This window comes from Clostridium sp. AF21-20LB (genome assembly GCF_003478795.1).
GTDB lineage: Bacteria > Bacillota > Clostridia > Lachnospirales > Lachnospiraceae > Otoolea > Otoolea fessa.
On sequence record NZ_QUGD01000001.1, the window covers coordinates 213,559 to 234,406 of the forward strand.

The 20,848-nt window shown below is 52.1% G+C and carries 14 protein-coding genes, 2 pseudogenes and 2 riboswitches; of the genes and pseudogenes, 2 read left to right on the plus strand and 14 right to left on the minus strand.

The annotated features are described in order from the left end of the window. Positions 1-85: 85 nt before the first annotated feature. Positions 86-165, plus strand: a riboswitch (ZMP/ZTP riboswitch). Positions 166-250: 85 nt separating this feature from the next. Beyond that, complete coding sequence (gene pflB / locus DWX76_RS01160; RefSeq protein ID WP_270233725.1) at positions 251-2,554, plus strand: formate C-acetyltransferase; 2,304 nt, start codon at positions 251-253, stop codon at positions 2,552-2,554. A gap of 2 nt (positions 2,555-2,556) precedes the next feature. Further along, a pseudogene (locus tag DWX76_RS01165) lies at positions 2,557-3,368 on the plus strand (radical SAM protein). A 195-nt stretch (positions 3,369-3,563) separates the two neighbouring features. On the opposite strand, the gene DWX76_RS01170 reads toward DWX76_RS01165, so the two are convergent. From DWX76_RS01170 to DWX76_RS01230, 14 genes and pseudogenes are all read right to left on the minus strand, one after another. Beyond that, positions 3,564-4,253, minus strand: a complete 690-nt coding sequence (locus DWX76_RS01170) for a response regulator transcription factor (RefSeq protein ID WP_022359471.1) — start codon at positions 4,251-4,253, stop codon at positions 3,564-3,566. A 49-nt stretch (positions 4,254-4,302) separates the two neighbouring features. After that, entirely contained in the window at positions 4,303-5,778 is a 1,476-nt protein-coding gene (locus tag DWX76_RS01175; RefSeq protein ID WP_118569976.1) for a sensor histidine kinase, read from the minus strand. Positions 5,779-6,046: 268 nt separating this feature from the next. After that, positions 6,047-7,234, minus strand: coding sequence for a methionine adenosyltransferase (metK, locus tag DWX76_RS01180; RefSeq protein WP_022359473.1), 1,188 nt, complete (start codon positions 7,232-7,234; stop codon positions 6,047-6,049). Positions 7,235-7,312: 78 nt separating this feature from the next. Beyond that, a riboswitch (SAM riboswitch) is annotated at positions 7,313-7,456 on the minus strand. Between the two features lie 96 nt (positions 7,457-7,552). Then, positions 7,553-8,845 (minus strand): UDP-N-acetylglucosamine 1-carboxyvinyltransferase, encoded by a 1,293-nt coding sequence (locus DWX76_RS01185; protein WP_022359474.1) that lies wholly within the window; start codon positions 8,843-8,845, stop codon positions 7,553-7,555. Positions 8,846-9,135: 290 nt separating this feature from the next. Beyond that, on the minus strand, positions 9,136-11,106 hold the full coding sequence (locus tag DWX76_RS01190; protein WP_243022416.1) for a hypothetical protein: 1,971 nt from the start codon (positions 11,104-11,106) through the stop codon (positions 9,136-9,138). Between the two features lie 20 nt (positions 11,107-11,126). Then, on the minus strand, positions 11,127-11,615 hold the full coding sequence (locus DWX76_RS14180) for a hypothetical protein (protein WP_243022417.1): 489 nt from the start codon (positions 11,613-11,615) through the stop codon (positions 11,127-11,129). A gap of 335 nt (positions 11,616-11,950) precedes the next feature. Further along, entirely contained in the window at positions 11,951-12,598 is a 648-nt protein-coding gene (locus DWX76_RS01195) for a hypothetical protein (protein WP_118569977.1), read from the minus strand. Between the two features lie 195 nt (positions 12,599-12,793). After that, entirely contained in the window at positions 12,794-13,714 is a 921-nt protein-coding gene (locus DWX76_RS01200) for a nucleotidyltransferase family protein (RefSeq protein ID WP_022358659.1), read from the minus strand. 293 nt (positions 13,715-14,007) lie between these two features. Continuing rightward, positions 14,008-15,249, minus strand: a complete 1,242-nt coding sequence (locus tag DWX76_RS01205) for a glycoside hydrolase family 10 protein (RefSeq protein ID WP_117796524.1) — start codon at positions 15,247-15,249, stop codon at positions 14,008-14,010. Positions 15,250-15,581: 332 nt separating this feature from the next. Then, a complete protein-coding gene (locus DWX76_RS01210) occupies positions 15,582-16,253 on the minus strand; it encodes a V-type ATP synthase subunit D (protein ID WP_022358661.1) in 672 nt (223 codons plus the stop codon). A 113-nt stretch (positions 16,254-16,366) separates the two neighbouring features. Next, positions 16,367-17,740 carry a V-type ATP synthase subunit B gene (locus DWX76_RS01215; RefSeq protein ID WP_022358662.1) on the minus strand — a complete coding sequence of 458 codons (1,374 nt, stop codon included), beginning with the start codon at positions 17,738-17,740 and terminating at the stop codon, positions 16,367-16,369. After that, positions 17,741-19,509 (minus strand): annotated as a pseudogene (locus tag DWX76_RS01220) (V-type ATP synthase subunit A). A 24-nt stretch (positions 19,510-19,533) separates the two neighbouring features. Then, on the minus strand, positions 19,534-19,854 hold the full coding sequence (locus tag DWX76_RS01225) for a V-type ATP synthase subunit F (RefSeq protein WP_022358664.1): 321 nt from the start codon (positions 19,852-19,854) through the stop codon (positions 19,534-19,536). Continuing rightward, on the minus strand, positions 19,847-20,821 hold the full coding sequence (locus DWX76_RS01230) for a V0D/AC39 family V-type ATPase subunit (protein WP_022358665.1): 975 nt from the start codon (positions 20,819-20,821) through the stop codon (positions 19,847-19,849). The genes DWX76_RS01225 and DWX76_RS01230 overlap by 8 nt, the downstream gene beginning before the upstream one ends. Positions 20,822-20,848 lie beyond the last annotated feature (27 nt).

The following is a 20,848-nucleotide window of genomic DNA, read 5'->3' on the forward strand; positions in this document are numbered from 1 at the left end:
GGACTTGAACTGTTACCTCTTCACTGCTACCTCTTCCCCAAAATATAGCTTGACATTCCTCTTCGGTTCTGATATATCTTAAACATAGCAGTCATACAACTGACGGATAAGTGGATCAACCACATGAAGTATGACTGGAAATTGCCGACCGTCTGGGCGTCACAGCACAGACCGTGGGTATTTTTTTTACTTTTTTTTCACTCTCACTGTCTCTGCTGGGATCGAAATTTTTCAACCAGGAGGGAAACACATGTCTGCTATGTATCAAACATTCCAAAACACACCTATCTTTCAAACGGCCTGGAGAGGTTTTCTGGGCTCCAAATGGACCGACGAAGTGAACGTCCGCGATTTCATCCAGAACAACTATACGCAATATGATGGCGATGAAAGCTTTCTCGCTGCCCCAACCAGTGCCACTCATCTGCTCTGGGAACGCCTTCAAAAGCTTCAGAAGGAAGAGCACGAAAAGGGCGGTGTGCTCGAATGCGAAACTGAAATCGTATCCAGCCTGACTGCCTATGGTCCGGGATATATCGATCCGGAGCTTAAAGATCTGGAACGCATCATCGGACTTCAGACCGACAAACCACTCAAGCGGGCATTTATGCCATTCGGCGGAATCAAGATGGCGGAGGAAGCCGCCAAAACCTACGGCTACCATGTCAATCCAAAATTTCATAAAATCTTTACCGAATACCACAAAACCCACAACCAGGCCGTCTTCGATGCATATACCCCGGAAATGAAAGCCGCCCGCCACTGCCATATTGTCACCGGGCTTCCGGATACCTACGGACGCGGCCGAATCGTAGGCGACTACCGCCGGATCGCCCTGTACGGAATCGATTTCCTAATTCAGGAAAAGAAAAAGGATCTGGAACGCTGCGGAAATGGTGCCATGTTTGATGACATCATCCGCCAGCGGGAAGAGCTCGCCGAGCAGATCCGCGCTCTAAAGGGCATTCAGGAGATGGCTGCCATCTATGGTTTTGATATCTCCCGTCCGGCTTCCAATGCCAAAGAAGCCGTCCAGTGGCTCTACTTCGGTTACCTCGCTGCCGTTAAGACCCAGAACGGTGCCGCCATGAGTGTCGGACGCGTTTCCACCTTCCTTGATATCTACATCAACCGGGATTTAACAGAAAAAACACTGACCGAAGCCGAGGCACAGGAATTAATCGACCATATGACAATGAAATTCCGCATGGTAAAATTTGCCCGGATTCCATCCTACAACCAACTTTTCTCCGGCGATCCGGTCTGGGCAACGCTGGAGGTTGCCGGTCTGGGACAAGACGGGCGTCCGATGGTAACGAAAAACGATTTCCGCTTTTTACATACGCTGGAAAATATGGGACCGTCCCCGGAACCAAACCTGACCGTACTTTACTCTTCCCGCCTGCCAGAGGCATTTAAGAAATATGCTGCCAAAATCTCCATCAACACATCCTCGATCCAGTATGAAAACGACGATGTCATGCGTCCCATCTGGGGGGACGACTACAGTATCTGCTGCTGCGTCTCCGCCACCCAGACAGGCAAGGAAATGCAGCTGTTCGGCGCCCGTGCCAATCTTGCCAAATGCCTTCTCTATGCCATCAACGGAGGCAGAGACGAGAAATACACTACCAAAGACGGACGCCCGATGCAGGTTGGTCCGGCGTATGCGCCGATCACATCCGAATACCTCGATTATCAGGAAGTCATGCATAAATACGATCAGATGCTGGACTGGCTGGCGGGCATTTATGTGAATATCCTCAATTTGATTCACTATATGCACGATAAATATTACTATGAGTCCGCTGAGATGGCGTTGATCGACACGGATGTCCGGCGTACCTTTGCCACCGGAATCGCCGGTTTCTCCCACGTGGTCGATTCTCTCTCCGCGATCCGGTATGCAAAAGTGAAGGTCATCCGTGATGAATACGGCATCGCCCGCAAGTTTGAGACAGAGGGCGATTTCCCACGCTACGGAAACGATGACGACCGCGCCGACGAGATTGCCGTATGGCTGTTAAAAACCTTTTTACATAAAGTAAAAAAATACCACACCTACCGGAATTCCGAGGCAACCACCTCCATCCTCACGATCACCTCCAATGTTGTATATGGCAAGGCAACCGGCGCACTTCCGGACGGACGGCCGGCATTCACCCCGTTTGCCCCGGGCGCAACTCCTTCCTACGGCGCAGAGCAGAACGGTCTGCTCGCTTCTTTAAACTCGATCGCAAAACTTCCATATGAATATGCGCTCGACGGCATCTCCAACACAGAAACGATTGCACCGGGGGCGCTCGGTCACTCCGAGACAGAGCGGAAAAACAACCTGGTTCACGTCCTGGACGGATATTTTGATCAGGGCGCGCATCATTTAAATGTAAATGTCTTTGGAATCGAAAAACTGAAAGACGCGATGGAACACCCGGAAAAGCCGGAATATGCCAACTTCACCATCCGTGTTTCCGGATATGCCGTTAAATTTATCAATCTGACCAGAGAACAGCAGCTCGACGTGATCGCCCGTACCTGCCATGAGGTGCTGTAACGATGCATACCGGTTATATTCATTCCATCGATACCTTCGGCTCCGTAGACGGTCCCGGTGTCCGCTTCGTGGTATTCATGCAGGGCTGTCTCATGCGCTGCCGCTACTGCCACAATCCGGATACATGGGTACTGCCAAAGGGACTTTCCCTCCCGGACGCCTCCACCCGCACTTCCGGCGCATCCGCTCTTTCCGAGGTGTTTCTTGTCCATCTAAACACACCGGTTCGCAGGAAATCATCCCGGAAGCACTTCTTCGCCAGGCACTCCGCTACCGGAGTTACTGGCGCGGGGGCGGCGGCATCACCGTCAGCGGCGGAGAACCGCTCCTTCAAGCTGACTTTTTGTGTGAATTTTTCCAGCTTGCCAAAGAACAGCACATTCACACCACACTGGACACCGCGGGACAGCCATTTACCACCGCCGAACCTTTCTTTTCCCGCCTGACCACGCTTTTAGAGCACACCGATCTTGTTATTCTGGATCTGAAACACATCGATCCAGAAAAACATCGTCTTCTGACTGGGCACTCCAACGAATCCATTCTTTCCTTTGCCCGGTTTTTAGACCAGATTCATAAGCCCATGTGGGTCCGGCATGTTTTAGTCCCCGGCATTACCGATGATCCAGCCAACCTGCATGGAATCCGTGCATTTCTGGACACACTTTCAAATGTGGAAAAGGTAGAAATTCTCCCCTACCACACGCTCGGCATCTATAAATGGGAAACGCTTGGCATTCCCTATTCCCTGTCCGGCATCCGTATCCCGGACGAAAACGATCTGAAGCGGGCAAACCAAATCCTGTTGGAATAAAAAAGAATGTGCCTTGGCACATTCGGGCGTCTCGCGCGGTCGCTTGCGACATGTTTCTGCTTCGCGCGAGTGCGCATCCTCGCGGAGCATTTTATATTTCATAGGACGCAATTTCCTATGAAATATAAAACGGCCCTTGGAAAGCGCTCCTGTTTGCGTTTCCCAAGGGTCGTTTTTATGTGGCTTATCCAGTCATCAGACTTTAAACCGGTATCCAACGCCCCATATCGTCTCAATATACTGCGGTTTCGCCGTGTTGAACTCGATCTTCTCACGGATCTTCTTAATATGCACGGTAACCGTCGCGATATCTCCCAACGACTCCATATCCCAGATCTCGCGGAAGAGTTCTTCCTTGGTAAATACATGGTTCGGGTTCTGTGCTAAAAAGGTCAGCAGGTCAAATTCCTTCGTCGTGAAGTTCTTCTCCTCGCCGTTGATGTAAACGCGGCGGGCAGTCTTATCAATCTTGAGTCCCCGGATCTCGATGATCTCGTTTTCCGGCATACCGCTGCCGATCAGGCGCTCATAACGCGCCAGATGCGCCTTGACACGCGCCACCATCTCGCTCGGACTGAATGGTTTCGTGATATAATCGTCCGCGCCCAGTCCCAGACCGCGGATCTTGTCAATATCGTCCTTTTTCGCAGATACCATGATGATCGGTGTGTTTTTTACTTCCCGGATCTTCTTGCAGATCTCGAAGCCATCGACCCCTGGCAGCATCAGATCAAGAATCAGAAGGTCAAAATCTTCCTCCATGCCGCGTTTCAGTCCCGTTTCTCCATTATTTTCTATCTCAACCTCAAAACCAGAAAGCTCCAGATAGTCTTTTTCCAGCTCTGCAATACTCTCCTCGTCTTCTACGATTAATATTCTGCTCATCTGTGAATTCCTCCTGCTGTTTTTATTTAAACGACCAAACTTCAAATCACTATGCCCCGACATACTTGCGCAAAACGAAATGGATCTCCGTTCCGATGCCTTCCTTGCTGGTCGCCCAGATGCGTCCGCCGTGATCTTCGATAATCTTCTTTACGATCGAAAGCCCGATGCCGCTACCGCCCTTGGACGAATTTCTCGACGAATCCGTCCGGTAGAAACGGTCGAAAATATACGGCAGATCTTTCGCCGCGATTCCCTTTCCGTTGTCCTCGATGATGACCTGGATAAAATCGCCGTCATCCTTGATGCGGATATTTAAAATACCCTTTTTCTTGTCCAGATATTTGAGCGAATTTCCGATAATGTTGTTGATCACTCGCTTCATCTGCTCCGCGTCCGCGATCACGACCACATCCTCGTCCACATAGTTGAAATATCCCAGCTCGATGCCGCGCGTCTCCATATCCAGACCAACTTCCTCAACACAATCACCAAAATATTCCGCCACATTGATCTTTGAAAAGTTGTACGGAATCTTGTTCGTATCAATCTTCGAATAGAACGTCAGCTCGTCAATCAATCGATCCATATCGTTTGCTTTATTATAAATCGTCCGAATATATTTATTCAATTTCTCAGGTGAAGAAGCCACGCCATCCTGAATGCCTTCCACATACCCCTTGATCGCCGTGATCGGAGTCTTCAGATCATGGGAAATATTGCTGATCAGCTCTTTGCTCTCCTTGTCGTACTGGAGTTTTTCTTCCTGCGATTCCTTGAGACGCAGGCGCATCTCCTCGAAATCCTGGCAGAGCATTCCGATCTCATCTTCATCATCCACATCGAGCGTAAAGTCCAGATTTCCATCCCGGATCTGCTTGGTCGCCTCCTGCAGCTTGTGCAGCGGACGCAGCAGAGAACGGTAGATCCACATGATCAGCAGACCGCCCATAAAACTGATGATCAGCACGCCGAGAAGCAGCATCTCTCCGAGCAGCGCCTTGATCTCCGGCACATAATCCCCGACGTTCGTCACGATGAACACACTGCCCTGTGAATCATCTGAAAACCGGAAATCGATCTGTTTGACCAGATGCTGTTCCTCGCCATCCATGTAAATACTGCCTGCCATACTTCCCTGATCACCGTACGGCGCCAGCCGTTCGCAGAGCTCGCGTCCATCCTCGCTTCCGCAGAATGTGATGTCCTTGCCCTTGCGGATGACCAGATACGAATATTTATCGCGCAGTTCTTCATTGACCTTGCTCAAATAAGCCGGTTCTTCAAATAAATCTGTATTTTTCCCGACCGCCTCGCGGATCTCCTCCTGGATTCCCTGCGTCAGCCGGTTAAACACCTGTGTCTGATTGCCGGAGAGCAGATCGATCTGCTCCGACAGCCCGTATGTTTTCTGAAACAGATGCTCCTGATAGTTTACGAGTCCGAACGCCGCCACAAATATGAGCACAATCGGAACGACCGTAATCGTCACAAAAGCAATCGCCAGACGTGTGCGTATCTTCATCCTATTTCCTCCAGTCATTGCCCGGTCTGATACCAGATTGCCCCTACAAAAATCCTCCCGCAAAACTGCGTCGGACTTCTGCGCTTTTGCTCCTGATATCTTCCACAAATAGTGTATCATATTTTGCAGATTACGTCTCTAAAAGTATTATAAATAAAAAAGCATGTGCCTTTTTGTGTAATAAAAGAGACTACCGCAAAAGCGGCAGCCCCCTCGTTCTGATCTTATGATTTTTTACGGGCAGATATCCCTGCAGCGTTTCCTACTTTTACAGATACGCCTTTAATTCATCCACCTTATCCAGCTTCTCCCACGGAAGATCCAGATCGTCGCGACCGAAATGTCCGTATGCAGCCGTCTGTTTGTAGATCGGGCGGCGCAGGTCAAGCATCTTGATGATGCCAGCCGGACGCAGGTCAAAGTGCTTGCGGATCATCTCAACCAGCTGATCCTCACGCAACTTGCTGGTTCCGAATGTATCTACCATGATGGAGGTCGGCTGTGCAACACCGATCGCATAGGAAAGCTGAATCTCACATCTGTCTGCCAGTCCAGCTGCTACGATGTTTTTCGCAACATAGCGGGCTGCGTATGCAGCAGAACGATCCACTTTTGTGCAGTCTTTTCCGGAGAATGCGCCGCCGCCGTGACGCGCCATGCCGCCGTAGGTGTCCACAATGATCTTACGTCCGGTCAGACCGCTGTCTCCATGCGGACCGCCGATAACGAAACGTCCGGTCGGATTGATAAAGAATTTTGTATTCTCATCAACCATCTCTGCCGGCAGAATCTCGTCAAATACATATTTTTTAATATCCTTATGGATCTGCTCCTGGGTTACTTCCTCGTCATGCTGGGTGGAAAGAACCACTGCATCCAGACGGGATGGTTTGCCGTTCTCATCGTACTCTACGGTTACCTGTGTCTTGCCGTCCGGGCGCAGGTAGCGCAGGGTTCCGTCTTTGCGGACCTTGGTCAGCTGGCGTGCCAGTTTGTGTGCCAGATAAATCGGATATGGCATATATTCATCCGTTTCGTTGGTCGCATAACCAAACATCATACCCTGATCGCCGGCACCGATTGCCTCCAGCTCCTCGTCGGTCATCTTGTTCTCTTTTGCCTCCAGCGCTTTATCAACTCCCATCGCGATATCCGGGGACTGCTCGTCCAGTGCCACGATCACGCCGCAGGTATCACAGTCAAAACCGTATTTCGCACGGTCATAACCGATCTCACGGACGGTATTGCGGACTACCTTCTGGATATCCACATAGCCTTTCGTTGTGATCTCGCCCATAACCATAACCAGACCGGTTGTCGTCGCCGTCTCACAAGCCACACGGCTCATCGGATCCTGCTCTAAGAGCGCGTCCAGAATCGCATCGGAAATCTGATCACACATTTTATCCGGATGTCCTTCGGTTACTGATTCAGATGTAAAAAGTAATCTCTCCATATTTCCTCCTTTGATAAGTTTGTCATAAGACATAAAAAAAGTCCGCAGCAACACGGACTTGATTATCTCGATCAAATCCTCTTATTGCTCGATAAACCGATCTCCCGGTTCCTCGCTCAGGCTGGCACCTTCCGTTCCCTGCTGAGACCAATTTTCAGTCCCATGTAACGGGGTTGCCGTGACTTCATAGATCCTTTGTATCTCCATCACTCTGAATAAGGGATATATACGAACTTTTTAATTGTTAAAAGTTTCAACAGTACGATAACATACTCCGCGGTGTCTGTCAAGCAATATGTGACACCGCATTCTTTTTTATCAGCCCACTTTGAGTCTGAACTTCTGCGCCTCTTTCTCAGAATCGACTTTCTCGATCACCGCGCCAAGTCCCTGCAGCTTCTTCTCAAAATGCTCATAGCCTCTCTGGATATAACCGATCTCATCAACGGTCGTATATCCTTCCGCTGCCAGCCCCGCAATGACCAGGGCAGCGCCTGCGCGCAGATCTGGTGCCTCCACCTGTGCTCCGGTCAGCTTCTTCACGCCGGTAATGATCGCGGTATTGCCCTCTACCTTGATGCGTCCACCCATACGGGCAAGTTCGTCCACATATTTAAAACGGTTTTCAAAAATACTCTCAGTCACTACACTGGTTCCCTCTGCCAGTGCCAGTGTCACAGTGATCTGCGGCTGCATATCAGTCGGAAATCCCGGATACGGAAGTGTCTTGATATCGGTATGCACATGGCTCGGGCGTCCCACAACACGAACCGCCTCATCAAACTCCGTCACCTCACAGCCCATCTCGATAAGCTTCGCAGAAATTGCTTCCAGATGCTTCGGAATGACATTCTGTACCATCACGTCGCCGCGGGTGATCGCTGCCGCACACATAAATGTACCTGCCTCGATCTGGTCCGGGATGATCGAATATTCGGTTCCATGCAGCTTGTGGACGCCGCGGATGCGGATCACGTCGGTTCCGGCACCCTTGACATTGGCTCCCATGCTGTTTAAGAAGTTCGCCACATCGACGACATGCGGTTCTTTCGCCGGATTCTCGATGATCGTCTCGCCCTCTGCCAGCGTCGCTGCCATCATGATATTGATCGTCGCGCCGACCGACACCATATCCAGATAAATATGGGTACCAACTAAATCAATCGCATGTGCGAGCACCGCGCCATTTTCCACCTGCACCTTCGCACCGAGGGCACGGAAGCCCTTTAAATGCTGGTCGATCGGACGGCTGCCGATGTTGCATCCGCCCGGAAGCGGAACCTGTGCGCTTTTGTACTTGCCAAGCAGGGCGCCAATAAAATAGTAGGAAGCTCGGATCCGGCGGATGTACTCGTCATCCACATGGATCGCATGAATCCCCTTCGCATTGATGCGGACAGTGTGCCGGTCAATCCGGTCTACCATCGCGCCAATCTCCGAAACAGCCTCCAGAAACACGTTGATATCACGCACGTCCGGCAGATTTTCTATTAAAACATCCTCGTCAGTCAGAATCGATGCCGCCAAGATTCCCAGCGCCGCATTCTTCGCTCCGCTGATAGTCACTTCGCCTACCAGCGGATTTCCGCCCTTCATAATAAATTGTTCCATTCTGCACCTCAAAATCTATTATCTTACGATACTTACACGCGCCAGACGGCGCCTCAAATCTTTAATATTTTCTTAAATTTATATCACGTTATCTACATGATTATATCATAACATCTCAATTTGTAAAGCACTGGCTTTCCGTTTATTACTGTTCACGCATATGTGCCCAGTAATGGAATTTGCCGTGGCTTCGCATTTTAATACGGAAAATTCCTGCTGCCACCACGTTTTCTTACGGCACTTTCGGTTCCAAAAGTGCCTACCCGTGAACAGTAATTTCCGTTTTTCCCTTAATTGGAAAGGAAACAAATGAAATCATTGCCTCCGTTTCCCTCGAAAAATGCCGCTGCATCGTTGAGTCCCATCTTATCCGTGTAGGCAAATTCCGTGCCCGGATACCAGAGACAGGAGATGTTGTACGCGTCGTATCCACAGATCAAACCATAGCTTCCGTCTCCCAGATATGCCACCACCGGCATGCCCGCGTAGACAAAGTAGAGAATCTGGTTCAGCGTCAGCCCGCGTGCGTCGATTAACTCTGTGCCATCCGAGGAGGTCGTCTTTCCGTCCGCCATATCCGACAGATAGCGGCTGACGGTTCCCGCCATATTCTGTACGTCGCGGATTGTCTTCGCGTCGCTCCGGTTTGCTCTCACCCAGACAACCCGGTCATTTTCATCCGTTACGAGTCCCATGCCATCGTAAGCTGCCTGCACCGCGCTGGAAAATTCCGCATACGAGCCTTTCAGGCGTCCCTCGCTGTAGGCACTGTAAATCCGCTGTGCAGCCGCGCCATTGTTCTGAAGCACAATCACATCATTTTCTTCTGCTGCCACCTGCTTCGGAACATGCACCTTCGTGCTCCGTGCCGTCTTGCCTGCATCCAGCTTGACGCAGTAGAGACGCCCCTTTGCGCTGTCATTTAACGTAGCGATTCCATCCAGTGGATCTTTCGACACTTCCTCATTACAGACCAGCGTGTCCTCGTCCATCGGCTGATAGCCGCTTCCTATCTGGTGCATCCGTGACAGATGAACCCGGCTGTCCTGAATCCGCACATCCACCAGGCTGACACCCGGCTTCTCATAGCGGGTCTCCATCTCCATATTGCTGCCGACGATCTCGACCGCATACAGCGGAAGCCCCGTCACGCGTCCGTCCATCGTAAGCTGCTCGTTCGGATGGGCAAGCCCGTAGACTAAGTCGGTTCCGACAAATCCGATCAGCCGGATCACGGTCTGATCCGGAAAGGAAATCTCATCCTTCTTGCCTGTCTCCAGATTCATGACATGCAGCTTGGTCGAACGGTAAATATCCGCCCCATCCTGCCACGCAATCCGGGAGGCATCCGTGCTGACTGCAAAATTTTCCTCCGTCAGGCCATCTGCCACCACCATGTACTCTTTTCCCGTCAGATCGATACTGTAAACCGCATGGTTCATCAGCACATACAGTGTCTGGCCGCCGCTTAAGTAGCACAGCTGGTTGATATCCTGGCGCAGGTTGCCGTAATCGGTCGATGCCGGCAGATACAGCCGCTCTGTCAGGGCATTTCCCGCACTATCATAGCGGTACAGCGCGATTCCCGTCGTTCCCTCGTGGTTACCGCGGCTCATATAGCCGTACACGGCAAAATCAATCTGGCCTGCCTCGCTCACATCCAGAATCTTGATTCCGTAGGTATCATAATTGACCCTCGTATCATTCTCGCTCTTGCGGAACGCAAATACCTTTGTGCTCTCTTTTTTTCCTGTATCATAAATCCAGAGCGCCCGGTTTGCCACAAAGGCACGGTATTTCCCCGCTTCATCCTGCATCGACTGCAGATCCTCCGCATCCGAAACCCCCAGCTGAATCCGGTCGCCAGAATAGGCGCTGCTCTCCCCCGTAAAAATCTGGTCCGCGCGGCGGTCATAATTCATCATGTAGATGCGCTGTGCGCCCAGCTTCATCGTGAAGCTCTCGATCACATCGTAATAAGCAGCCGCCTTGCCATCCTTCATCTCACTTACAACATACTTTAAATCGATCGTCCCAATGATGCCCTGCAGCTCCCGCAGATGAATTTCCGGTTCGCTGACCCGCTCCATCGAAAGCCCTTTCCAGGTCAGCTGGCTGAAATCGCTTTTTAACGTCACATGTCCCAACGAACTGTTGTCCGCATTCGGATCCGTCTCCAGATAGGTCGTCAGCTCCCTCGCTGAATCATAATCAAACGTCTTTTCAGAAAAGGACACCGCCAGATCGACCATCTCCTGCACACGGCTCTCCTGCTGCCACATCACGCGCGTGTAAAATAGATCGCCGGGTGCTTTTCCGTCGCGATCGCAATCGTTAAGCGGTATTCGCTTTCCTCCGTCAGAAGGTTCTGGATCGGAAGCTCCGCAGAAACCTCTTCCCCTGACTGTTCCCAGTGGTCAAGCGTTGTCCGTTCTACCAGACGTTCGCCGTCCAGACTGCGGATCTCATACTGCATCCCCGTAATCTGGGAGTCCAGCTTGTCGATCGTCACCGACAGTTTCCGGTCTGCCGGAAGCAGCGTCAGATCCCCGCGTCCAGCCGCTTTCTGGCTGTCCTCCACGAAACCGTCCAGCTCGTTCATCCGCCGCCCCAGAATATTCACATAAGCGACTGGAAGGTTCGCGTCCTCAATCGAGGTATAGGCTGCCCCATCCTCCCGCAGCTGCATCCAGGACCAGGTAAAATAACCGGCTGATGCCAGCACAAATAAAATCAGTAAAATCAGTATCTTTTTCAAGTTTTTCTTCATATATCAAATCAATTCCTTTTATCGCTCCACCATACCAGTTCCGTATCTTCACAGGTACAGGAAAATCTACCCGCCGAACTGTTTCCGTTTTGTCATGCACGCCAAAAACTGCCGCAGGCACCCATCTGTCCCGGCGGCAGCCTTTGTTTCAGTATAACACAAGCAGGCTTCAAATTCCAGAATTTCTATGATTTGTAAGAACTCCGATTGTGTTACTGTTCACACATACGTGCCCAGTAACCCGATTGTTCTTTTTCCAAATCGGTAAAATTCGTTGTCACACCTGGATGTTACCGCATTTTAATTCAGAAAATTCACACCTGAAAATTGCCATTTCAGCACTTCCGACACCGTCTTCGCTCCTGCAGCTCATTCATTAATAAAACCTGAAGAAAATCCTGAAGCGGCGCTCCCCACGGATTCCCCGGTCTCCCCGGACGCGGTCCCGGCGGCGGGGGCGGCGATCCCCACGGATTTCCTGGTCCTCCCGGGCGCGGTCCCGGCGGCGGACTCCATGGACGGCGCTCCTGCGCGGTCAGATTCGGCTCATCCGCCTCCCACACCATATATCCAGCGTTTCCGCCCTTCTGTTCGCCCCGAAGTGGTCCATACCATACATCATTTCCAGGAAGATGCGGCTGTATGCTGGTTCCCGCCAGATTCTCTTCTCTTTCTCCACCAGGAGAATCTATTTTCAGGGAATTTTCCACCATCGCCGTTCCTTCTTCTGTGGATACAGTGCCCACGTCCGCCGCCTTCATATAGGTCGTCAGTGTATCCGTCCTCTCCGTTCCAGCCGGATAAACCTTCTGCCATTTTTCCAGTGCCCGTTTTGTCAGTTTTTCCAGAAAGATCCGATCCGGATATTCATCATAGATGGGACTCCCCTCATACTCCAGCTCATCACAGACCGCTTCCACGCAAAGCTGCATCTGCTTACATGCAGCCGGATAAAGACTCTTAAAATATGCAAAATCCTGCATCGGACTGCCATTCCCCCTTAATTCAAGGCTTACATGGTATCCTATGCAGGATTTATGCGTATCATGTTATTCTCACGTACCGTTTTTCACGTTATCCTCTGCACAGCCAAATCAGCTGTTCCATTTCGCAGTATCGTTCTCATGATGTTTTATCTTTTTAAATAATTCTGTTTCTTTAAACTGTTCTTCAAATTGTCAAAACAGTTTTTCCGGGTACACGCCCTCACGAATCAGCGCCCGGATCGACTCCGTCACGCTCTCCTTATCCTCACGGTAGGTCACACCAAACCAGCAGTCGTGCGTCTCCAGAAGTTTCACCCTTGCGCGCCCGTCGTGGATCATCTGATCGATGATCGTCGGAAGCAGGTACTCCGACTTCACGTCGCCCTCTTTCAGCCCCGCAAGAAACTCTGGAAATCCTTTTTCCAGCTCCTCCACAAAGCCCGGTGTGAGTCCCCACATATTCATCGATACATGCTGGTTCTCCTGAACCGAAACCGGATTCCCCTCTTTGTCCGTCGCCGTCATGCCGTCCGCTGTCTTCTGGATATTGTAGGTTTCGGTTACGCGTTTTAAAATCTCTCCCTCGCCCACCTCACAGACGCCGCGTGTCACGCCGCCGTTCTCGCTGAGCGTATTTGCCAGAATAAAGCCGCCCATGCAGATATCATACACCGGTGCGTTCACGTCCATCTGTTCCACCATGTATGTATGAATCTTTCGGAACACTTCTTTTCCATAATAATCATCCGCATTGATCACCAGGAATGGCTCTTCGACCAGTCCGCGGATGCTCAAAATCGCCTGTCCAGTTCCCCACGGTTTTTTCCGGTCTGCCGGGACACTGAATCCCTCCGGTACATCCGAAAGCTCCTGGAATGCGTATGTCACCGGCGCAATCTTCTCAATCCGGTTCCCGATCACTTCTTTGAAGTCCTCCTCCAAATCATGGCGGATCACAAAGATAATCCGGTCAAATCCAGCTTCCAGCGCGTCATGGATAGAGTAATCCATAATGATCTCCCCATTCGGACCCACCGGCTCCAGCTGTTTGATCCCTCCGCCAAAACGGCTTCCGATTCCGGCTGCCATAATGACAAGTGCTGTTTTTTTCATCTTCCCTCTCCTCGTCCGTATATTTGCTGCCATCTGAACATTATGTAAACAACAACATTTTTACTGCAATCGTATGTCCAGTATAACACAGAACCCCTGTGGTTGCAATCATCCACAGGGGTTTCCATTTCTCCAACAAGGTATCATGGTTACCGTTCACGGGTAGGCACTTTTGGAACCGAAAGTGCCGTAGAAAACGTGGTGGCAGCAGGAATTTGCCGTATTTAAATGCGAAGCCACGGCAAATTCCGTTACTGGGCACGTATGCGTGAACAGTAACTATCTGGGAGCACTTAATGGAACAGCGCCGTCACATTCGCCACTTCCTCCGCTGCCGCCGCACGCGTCAGGGACGATAAATCATAGAAGCAGTAACCGCTCACCTGTCCGGTTGCCCGTCCAGCCTGCACCTCGCGCTTCATGATATCATGATACCGCTGCCACTCCGGCACCTCGTTGCCGTCCACTGCATCTGTTCCGGTCTTATAGAGCGCCAGACCGACATACAGCTTCACATTTCCCTTCTTTTTCAGCGTCACCCACTCATTCAGGCAGTTTGCAAACGCATAGCCCGCTGCCTGGCCGTTCTGCTTCGCCTCAAATCCCCAGTAAATCTGCGGCATCAGGTAATCCACATAGCCGCTCTGGGTCATCCACGCATCCACATCTGTAAACTGTCGGGTATCTTTTCGGAGGTTCTGTAAATATCCCTCCGGGCTGATACCGAACAATGCCTGCGGACGGATCGACTTGACCGCACTATAAACTCCCCTTACCAGCTCATTGACATTATTCCGTCTCCACGCCGCCACACTCAGCGATGTGCCGCCCGCCTGGTACTCCGGATAATCAAACCATGTTTCCGCCTTGCTGTCATCGAGATTCGGATAGAAATAATCATCAAAATGGATGCCGTCCACCTCATAATTCGTCACGATCTCTTTCACACCGTCAATAATCAGCTGGCGCACCTGCGGAATCGCCGGATTGTAATAATACTCACCATTCTGGCACAATACCCACCGGTCATTCGAACTGTCCCCGTCCTTCGCCCACGCGATCGCCGGATTTGACGCACACAGATCCGAATAACGGTTCAGATACCCCGTGATCCGGTACGGATTGATCCACGCATGAAGCTGCAAGCCCCGCTGATGCGCCGCCTGCACCGCATATGCCAGCGGATCATACCCCGGATTCTTTCCCTGTTTTCCAGAGGCAAATTTCGACCACGGGAAATACTGTGACGGATACATCGCATCTCCATCCGGGCGAACCTGTAGGAAAACCGCATTTAACCCCTTCTGTACACAGAGGTCCAGTGTCTGATCCATCGCTTTCTTATATCCAGCCTCATCCTTCGCCCATCCATTCCAGTCCAGATACGAAACCCAGACACCTCTCATCTCTCCACTTCCAGGACTGCCGCCCGATACCGGACCCGCATACGCCTTCGAAACCGGCAGGAACAACATCCCCACCGCCAAAAGAAATGCTGCCACCCAGCCGATCGCCCTCTGTACCTGCTTTGCCATGCAAAATTCCTCCCCTCATTTCCTCCTATTCTACCAAATATTTCCAATAAATACTTTACTTTTTTCTGTCTCTTTTATTTTTCCAATACACAGGGACGAGCCCGCGAGGTCCGAACCGCCTTTCATATATCTTTGTACGCATCTTGAACACAGGTGTCCGAACAGGGCGGACGCAGTCCGTCATGGGCGAACATCTGTAGTGAAAGCAAGCGAACAAAGGTATATCGAAAGGGCGGTTCGAACCTCGTGGGCTCGTCCCGTCATTTTCACAACTATGTGCAAAAAAACCTCCCCTGACAGCCCTAAAGCCGCCAGAAGAGGCATTTTCATCATCACGAACAAAGCTCCCGCTTCTCCTTATAATGATGCTTCTCCTCCAGCATCATATCCTTCACCTTCATCAGGCGGATCTGCGTGCTTCTCTCATTTTCATCCAGCTTCATCGTGATATATTTGATATTTTTGCGCGCCTCCGGAATAATTACGTGTTCCAGCGCATTGACTCTCCGGCGCGTTTTCTCGATCTCGGCTGCCATGAGCTGGCAGGCTTTCTCTGTCTCGGACAGCCGCAGCATATCCGGCAGAATGTCCGCCAGCGACTTGACTGCCCCGTCCAGATCGCTCGAAGTAAACGCAAATCCATACGAGTAAATATCGTTCTCATCCGCCGTCCGGGTCTTATAATGGAACACCGGAATATCGACGCTCATTACGTTTTTCTTGTCTGCTTCCAGATAAACCGCCTGTTTCGGCGCGGCAAGCGCGGTATTTAACGCCTGCTCGGACATCCCGGCTTTAGCGATGACGAAATTCACATTCGCACTCCGGATGCCCGCCTCCACTTTCTGGCGCAGCGCCATATTTTCCCGGACCAGATCCAGGAACTGACGCATCAGCTCATCCCGCTTATCCTTCAGCAGTTTATGTCCCCGCGTGGCTGTCGCCAGCTTCTTTTTCAGCCTCGTAAGCTCCATTCGGGTCGGGTTGACCTGTGTCGATGCCATGCGTACCACCTCTCTCCTGCAATCACTTTGTCACGACAGATCCGCCAGCTCCCGCAGCCGCGTTATGACACGCCACTTTCGTTTTCAAGCGCATCCGCCATGCACAGGCATTTTTACTCTTTCCCATAATACAGATCCAGATACTTCTCATCGATACGTTTCAGCTCGCTTCTGGGCAGGATGGAAAGCAGTTTCCAGCCAATCCGCAGCGTCTCCTCGATATCGCGGTCCGTATTGTAGCCCTGTGAAACATATTCTTTTTCAAAGGCGTCCGCAAATTTTGCATAAATTAAGTCAACATCGGACAATGCCGCCTCGCCCAGGATCACCATGAGTTCCTTCGCTTCCTTGCCGCGCGCATACGCCGCAAAGAGCTGGTTTAAGGTGTTCGAATGGTCGGCACGCGTCTTGCCCTCGCCGATTCCCTTATCTTTCAGACGGGACAGCGACGGAAGTACGTCAATCGGCGGTGTGATGCCCTTGCGGTACAGATCACGGCTTAAGATAATCTGTCCCTCGGTAATATATCCGGTTAAGTCCGGGATCGGGTGCGTCTTGTCATCCTCCGGCATGGTTAAGATCGGAATCATCGTGATCGAACCATTCTTGCCTCTCTGGCGTCCGGCTCTCTCATACAGGGATGCAAGATCCGTGTACATATAACCCGGATAACCACGGCGTCCCGGAACTTCCTTGCGGGCAGCCGAAATCTCTCGCAGCGCATCCGCGTAGTTCGTGATATCCGTCAGGATAACGAGAACGTGCATATTTTTCTCAAATGCCAGATACTCGGCAGCCGTCAGCGCCATACGCGGGGTCGCGATACGCTCAACCGCCGGATCGTTTGCCAGGTTGATAAACAGGACGGTACGGTCGATCGCGCCCGTCTCCTTAAAGCTCTCGGTAAAGAAATGCGCTTCCTCAAAGGTGATACCCATCGCCGCAAAGACAACGGCAAACGGTTCGTCCGTGCCGCGCACCTTCGCCTGTCTCGCAATCTGGGCTGCCAGATTCGCATGCGGCAGACCGGACGCCGAGAAAATCGGCAGTTTCTGACCGCGGACCAGTGTATTCAGACCATCGATCGCGGAAACACCCGTCTGGATAAACTCCTGCGGATAGCTTCTCGCCGCCGGGTTCATCGGCAGACCATTGATATCGCGGCGTTCCTCCGGCAGGATCTCCGGACCGCCGTCGATTGGATTGCCCAGACCGTCAAAGACGCGTCCCAGCATATCCTCCGATACGCCAAGTTCCATCGTTCTGCCTAAAAAACGCACCTTACTATTTGAAAGGTTGATACCCGTGGAACTCTCAAAAAGCTGTACCAGCGCATTGCCGCCGTCGATCTCCAGCACCTTGCAGCGTCTCTTTTCACCGCTCGCCAGCTCAATCTCGCCTAACTCGTCATAGGTAACATTTTCCACGCCCTGCACCAGCATCAGAGGACCTGCAACCTCCTGTATGGTTCTATATTCTTTCGGCATTTAGAATGCCCCCTTTCCAGCCGCATCGGCAACCTCTTTCGCAAGTTCTTCGAGGACTGCCTGATACTCTTTCTCCACGTCTTCTGCCTTCGTATATTTAAAACGTCCGATCTGTTCGCGCACCGGCATCTTGATGAGGTTCTGGATGGACGCGCCGCCTTCCAGTGCCTTCTTCGACTGCTCATAGAACGCCAGCACCAGCTTCATCATGCGGAACTGTTTCTGCAGCGGTGTATACGTGTCAATCTCATGGAAGGAGTTCTGATGCAGGAAATCCTCACGGATCGAGCGCGCCGCTTCCATTTTCAGGCGGTCGATCGGGGACAGTGCATCCATGCCGACCATCTTTACGATCTCCTCCAGCTCTGCCTCTTCCTGCAGAAGGCTCATAAGACCCTGGCGGCAGCTCATCCACTCATCCGATACATTCTCATCAAACCATTTTCCCAGATTGTCCACATACAGGGAATAGCTGGTCAGCCAGTTGATCGCCGGGAAGTGTCGCTTGTACGCCAGCGCCGAATCGAGTCCCCAGAATACCTTGACGATACGCAGCGTCGCCTGAGAAACCGGCTCGGAAATATCGCCGCCTGGCGGAGATACGGCTCCGATCGCAGACAGCGCGCCCTCGCGTCCGTCCCTGCCAAGCAGATAACATGACCGGCACGCTCATAGAACTGTGCCAGACGGCTTCCTAAGTACGCCGGATAACCTTCCTCGCCCGGCATCTCTTCCAGACGGCCCGACATCTCTCGCAGCGCCTCCGCCCATCGGGAGGTGGAATCCGCCATCAGTGCCACCGAATAACCCATGTCGCGGAAATACTCTGCGATCGTAATACCCGTGTAAATTGATGCCTCGCGGGCTGCTACCGGCATATCCGAAGTATTGGCAATCAGCACAGTCCGCTGCATCAGGGAGTGACCGGTCTTCGGATCCTTTAGCTCCGGGAACTCATTTAAAACATCCGTCATCTCGTTGCCGCGCTCGCCGCAGCCGATGTAAACGACGATGTCCGCCTCTGCCCATTTCGCTAACTGATGCTGGATGACAGTCTTGCCGCTTCCGAACGGTCCCGGCACGGCTGCCACGCCGCCCTTGGCGATCGGGAAAAATGCGTCAACGACACGCTGTCCGGTGATCAGCGGTTTTATCGGCGGCAGCTTCGTCTGGTACGGACGTCCGCGCCGAACCGGCCATTTCTGCATCATTGTAAGCTCTTTTTCACCGTTTTCCGTCTCAATGACCGCTACAGTTTCCTCCACCGTAAATTCACCGCTCTTGATCTCTTTGACCGTACCTTTTACACCATACGGCACCATAATTTTATGCTCAATGATCAGCGTCTCCTGCACGGTACCGATGATGTCGCCTGCTTCCACGCTGTCGCCCGCTTTCACGGTCGGCACAAACTGCCATTTCTTATCACGCTTTAAGGACGGAACCTCAACGCCGCGCTTTAAGTTGTTGCTGCCCGTCTCCTTCATGATATCGTCCAGCGGTCGCTGGATTCCATCGTAGATACTCGTCAGGAGCCCCGGTCCCAGTTCAACCGAAAGCGGCACATCCATCGACTCTACCGGCTCGCCAGGTCCTAAACCGGAAGTCTCCTCATATACCTGAATCGACGCTTCATCTCCGTGAATCTCTATGATCTCGCCAATCAGACGTTCGTCGCTGACGCGGACGACGTCAAACATATTGGCATCCCGCATCCCGCTGGCGATAACCAGCGGTCCTGCTACCTTCTTTATCGTTCCTTTGCTCATTGGAAGGTTTCACCCACCTTTCTATCATGCATCTCCAAACAGAATATCCGATCCGACTGCCTGTTCCACCGAATGCTTAACCGACTCCACGCCCTTTCCCGTATTCCCGGAAATCCCCGGAATCAGGATCACGGACGGAAGCGGCTGTTCCCGGTAGCGGTCAATAGCTGTTTCAATCCCGGCAGCCGCCGCCTCGGTGATATAGATCACCGCGTAGGAACCAGAAGCCAGTTCCAGAAATACTTTCTCCGTCTCTTTTACATCGGACACCGGAAATGTCTCCAGTCCCAGCGCCGCAAATCCGTAGATGCTGTCGTAATCTCCGACTACTGCAACCTTATACATACATCTCCCTTATCCTTTCCCGAATCTGTTCCTCCTCAAGACCGTTCAGACGGGCGGTCAGGATGATACGGACCGTTTTAATCTCATTTTCCTTCGCCAGCACATAGGCAACCAGCGGTCCCGCCGTAAACGGGTTGTATTTCTGCGGCTTGATCGTCTCGATCAACTGATTGTCACACCACCGCTCAAACGCCGACGGCGATTCCTTTAATGCCTGCGCGCCGCCCGCATAGCGGGTTCCTTCCAGATACTCGCAGATCGCGCCGGCGCCGCCAAGAGCCGCCTGTGACAGGCGCTCGATATTCAAGCTATCGCACGGTGCCATCGCGCGCCGCATAAAATCCAGATGTTTTCCTGTCTTCTGGGATCGCACCGCTATCTTGATATCCGCCACCGCGACCGTCGTCTCGGCATAATCGCGGATGATCGCGTCGGACGCATTCTTTCCGCACTCATAGATAGCTGCGAGCGCCGCCCGGTCAACGATGATATCGCAGAGCTGCCCGTCGCTCGTATGCAGAAATGTCTCGCTGGCTTCCTTCGCCGCCTCCCGCATATGTGCCGGAAGCGCCTGCCAGTCCTTCTCCGCCACGATCTTCGCCATCCGCACGCCGTCCACCTCACAGTCGTCAAAATAGACATTGCCGTGGCTGCCCGGCGCCGCCGCATCCTTGATCGCCGCCTTTAAATTGTGGTAGAGATCCCCGTAGGAAAGCACTGCCAGGATCGCGTCGTCGCCCTTCAAAAGGTCGCGGACCGTCTCCCAGGTTTTCGTCTTCTCCCGGGTCAGGATCGCCTCCGCGCTGAGCGGTGTATCTGCATCCCCCCAGCCGTGTTCGGTCAGGAAACGCAGTGCCCCCTCGTAGCTTTTTACGGACAGCAGCTGTTCAATCTGTGCGGAGGAAAAAAGCCCATTTTCCAGTGCCCGGATCCGGGCGACCGCGTAGGCATATTTTGTATCAGACATATAAGCCCTCCTTACCTTCTCCCGCCG

What these genes read in the sequence shown, in the direction of transcription:
- DWX76_RS14180 (WP_243022417.1), bottom strand. Translation starts at nt 11,615, where the DNA reads ATGAAGAAAAACTTGAAAAAGATACTGATTTTACTGATTTTATTTGTG.
- metK (WP_022359473.1), bottom strand. Translation starts at nt 7,234, where the DNA reads ATGGAGAGATTACTTTTTACATCTGAATCAGTAACCGAAGGACATCCG.
- pflB (WP_270233725.1), top strand. Translation starts at nt 251, where the DNA reads ATGTCTGCTATGTATCAAACATTCCAAAACACACCTATCTTTCAAACG.
- DWX76_RS01170 (WP_022359471.1), bottom strand. Translation starts at nt 4,253, where the DNA reads ATGAGCAGAATATTAATCGTAGAAGACGAGGAGAGTATTGCAGAGCTG.
- DWX76_RS01175 (WP_118569976.1), bottom strand. Translation starts at nt 5,778, where the DNA reads ATGAAGATACGCACACGTCTGGCGATTGCTTTTGTGACGATTACGGTC.
- DWX76_RS01200 (WP_022358659.1), bottom strand. Translation starts at nt 13,714, where the DNA reads ATGAAAAAAACAGCACTTGTCATTATGGCAGCCGGAATCGGAAGCCGT.
- DWX76_RS01205 (WP_117796524.1), bottom strand. Translation starts at nt 15,249, where the DNA reads ATGGCAAAGCAGGTACAGAGGGCGATCGGCTGGGTGGCAGCATTTCTT.
- DWX76_RS01185 (WP_022359474.1), bottom strand. Translation starts at nt 8,845, where the DNA reads ATGGAACAATTTATTATGAAGGGCGGAAATCCGCTGGTAGGCGAAGTG.
- DWX76_RS01210 (WP_022358661.1), bottom strand. Translation starts at nt 16,253, where the DNA reads ATGGCATCGACACAGGTCAACCCGACCCGAATGGAGCTTACGAGGCTG.
- DWX76_RS01230 (WP_022358665.1), bottom strand. Translation starts at nt 20,821, where the DNA reads ATGTCTGATACAAAATATGCCTACGCGGTCGCCCGGATCCGGGCACTG.
- DWX76_RS01225 (WP_022358664.1), bottom strand. Translation starts at nt 19,854, where the DNA reads ATGTATAAGGTTGCAGTAGTCGGAGATTACGACAGCATCTACGGATTT.
- DWX76_RS01195 (WP_118569977.1), bottom strand. Translation starts at nt 12,598, where the DNA reads ATGCAGGATTTTGCATATTTTAAGAGTCTTTATCCGGCTGCATGTAAG.
- DWX76_RS01215 (WP_022358662.1), bottom strand. Translation starts at nt 17,740, where the DNA reads ATGCCGAAAGAATATAGAACCATACAGGAGGTTGCAGGTCCTCTGATG.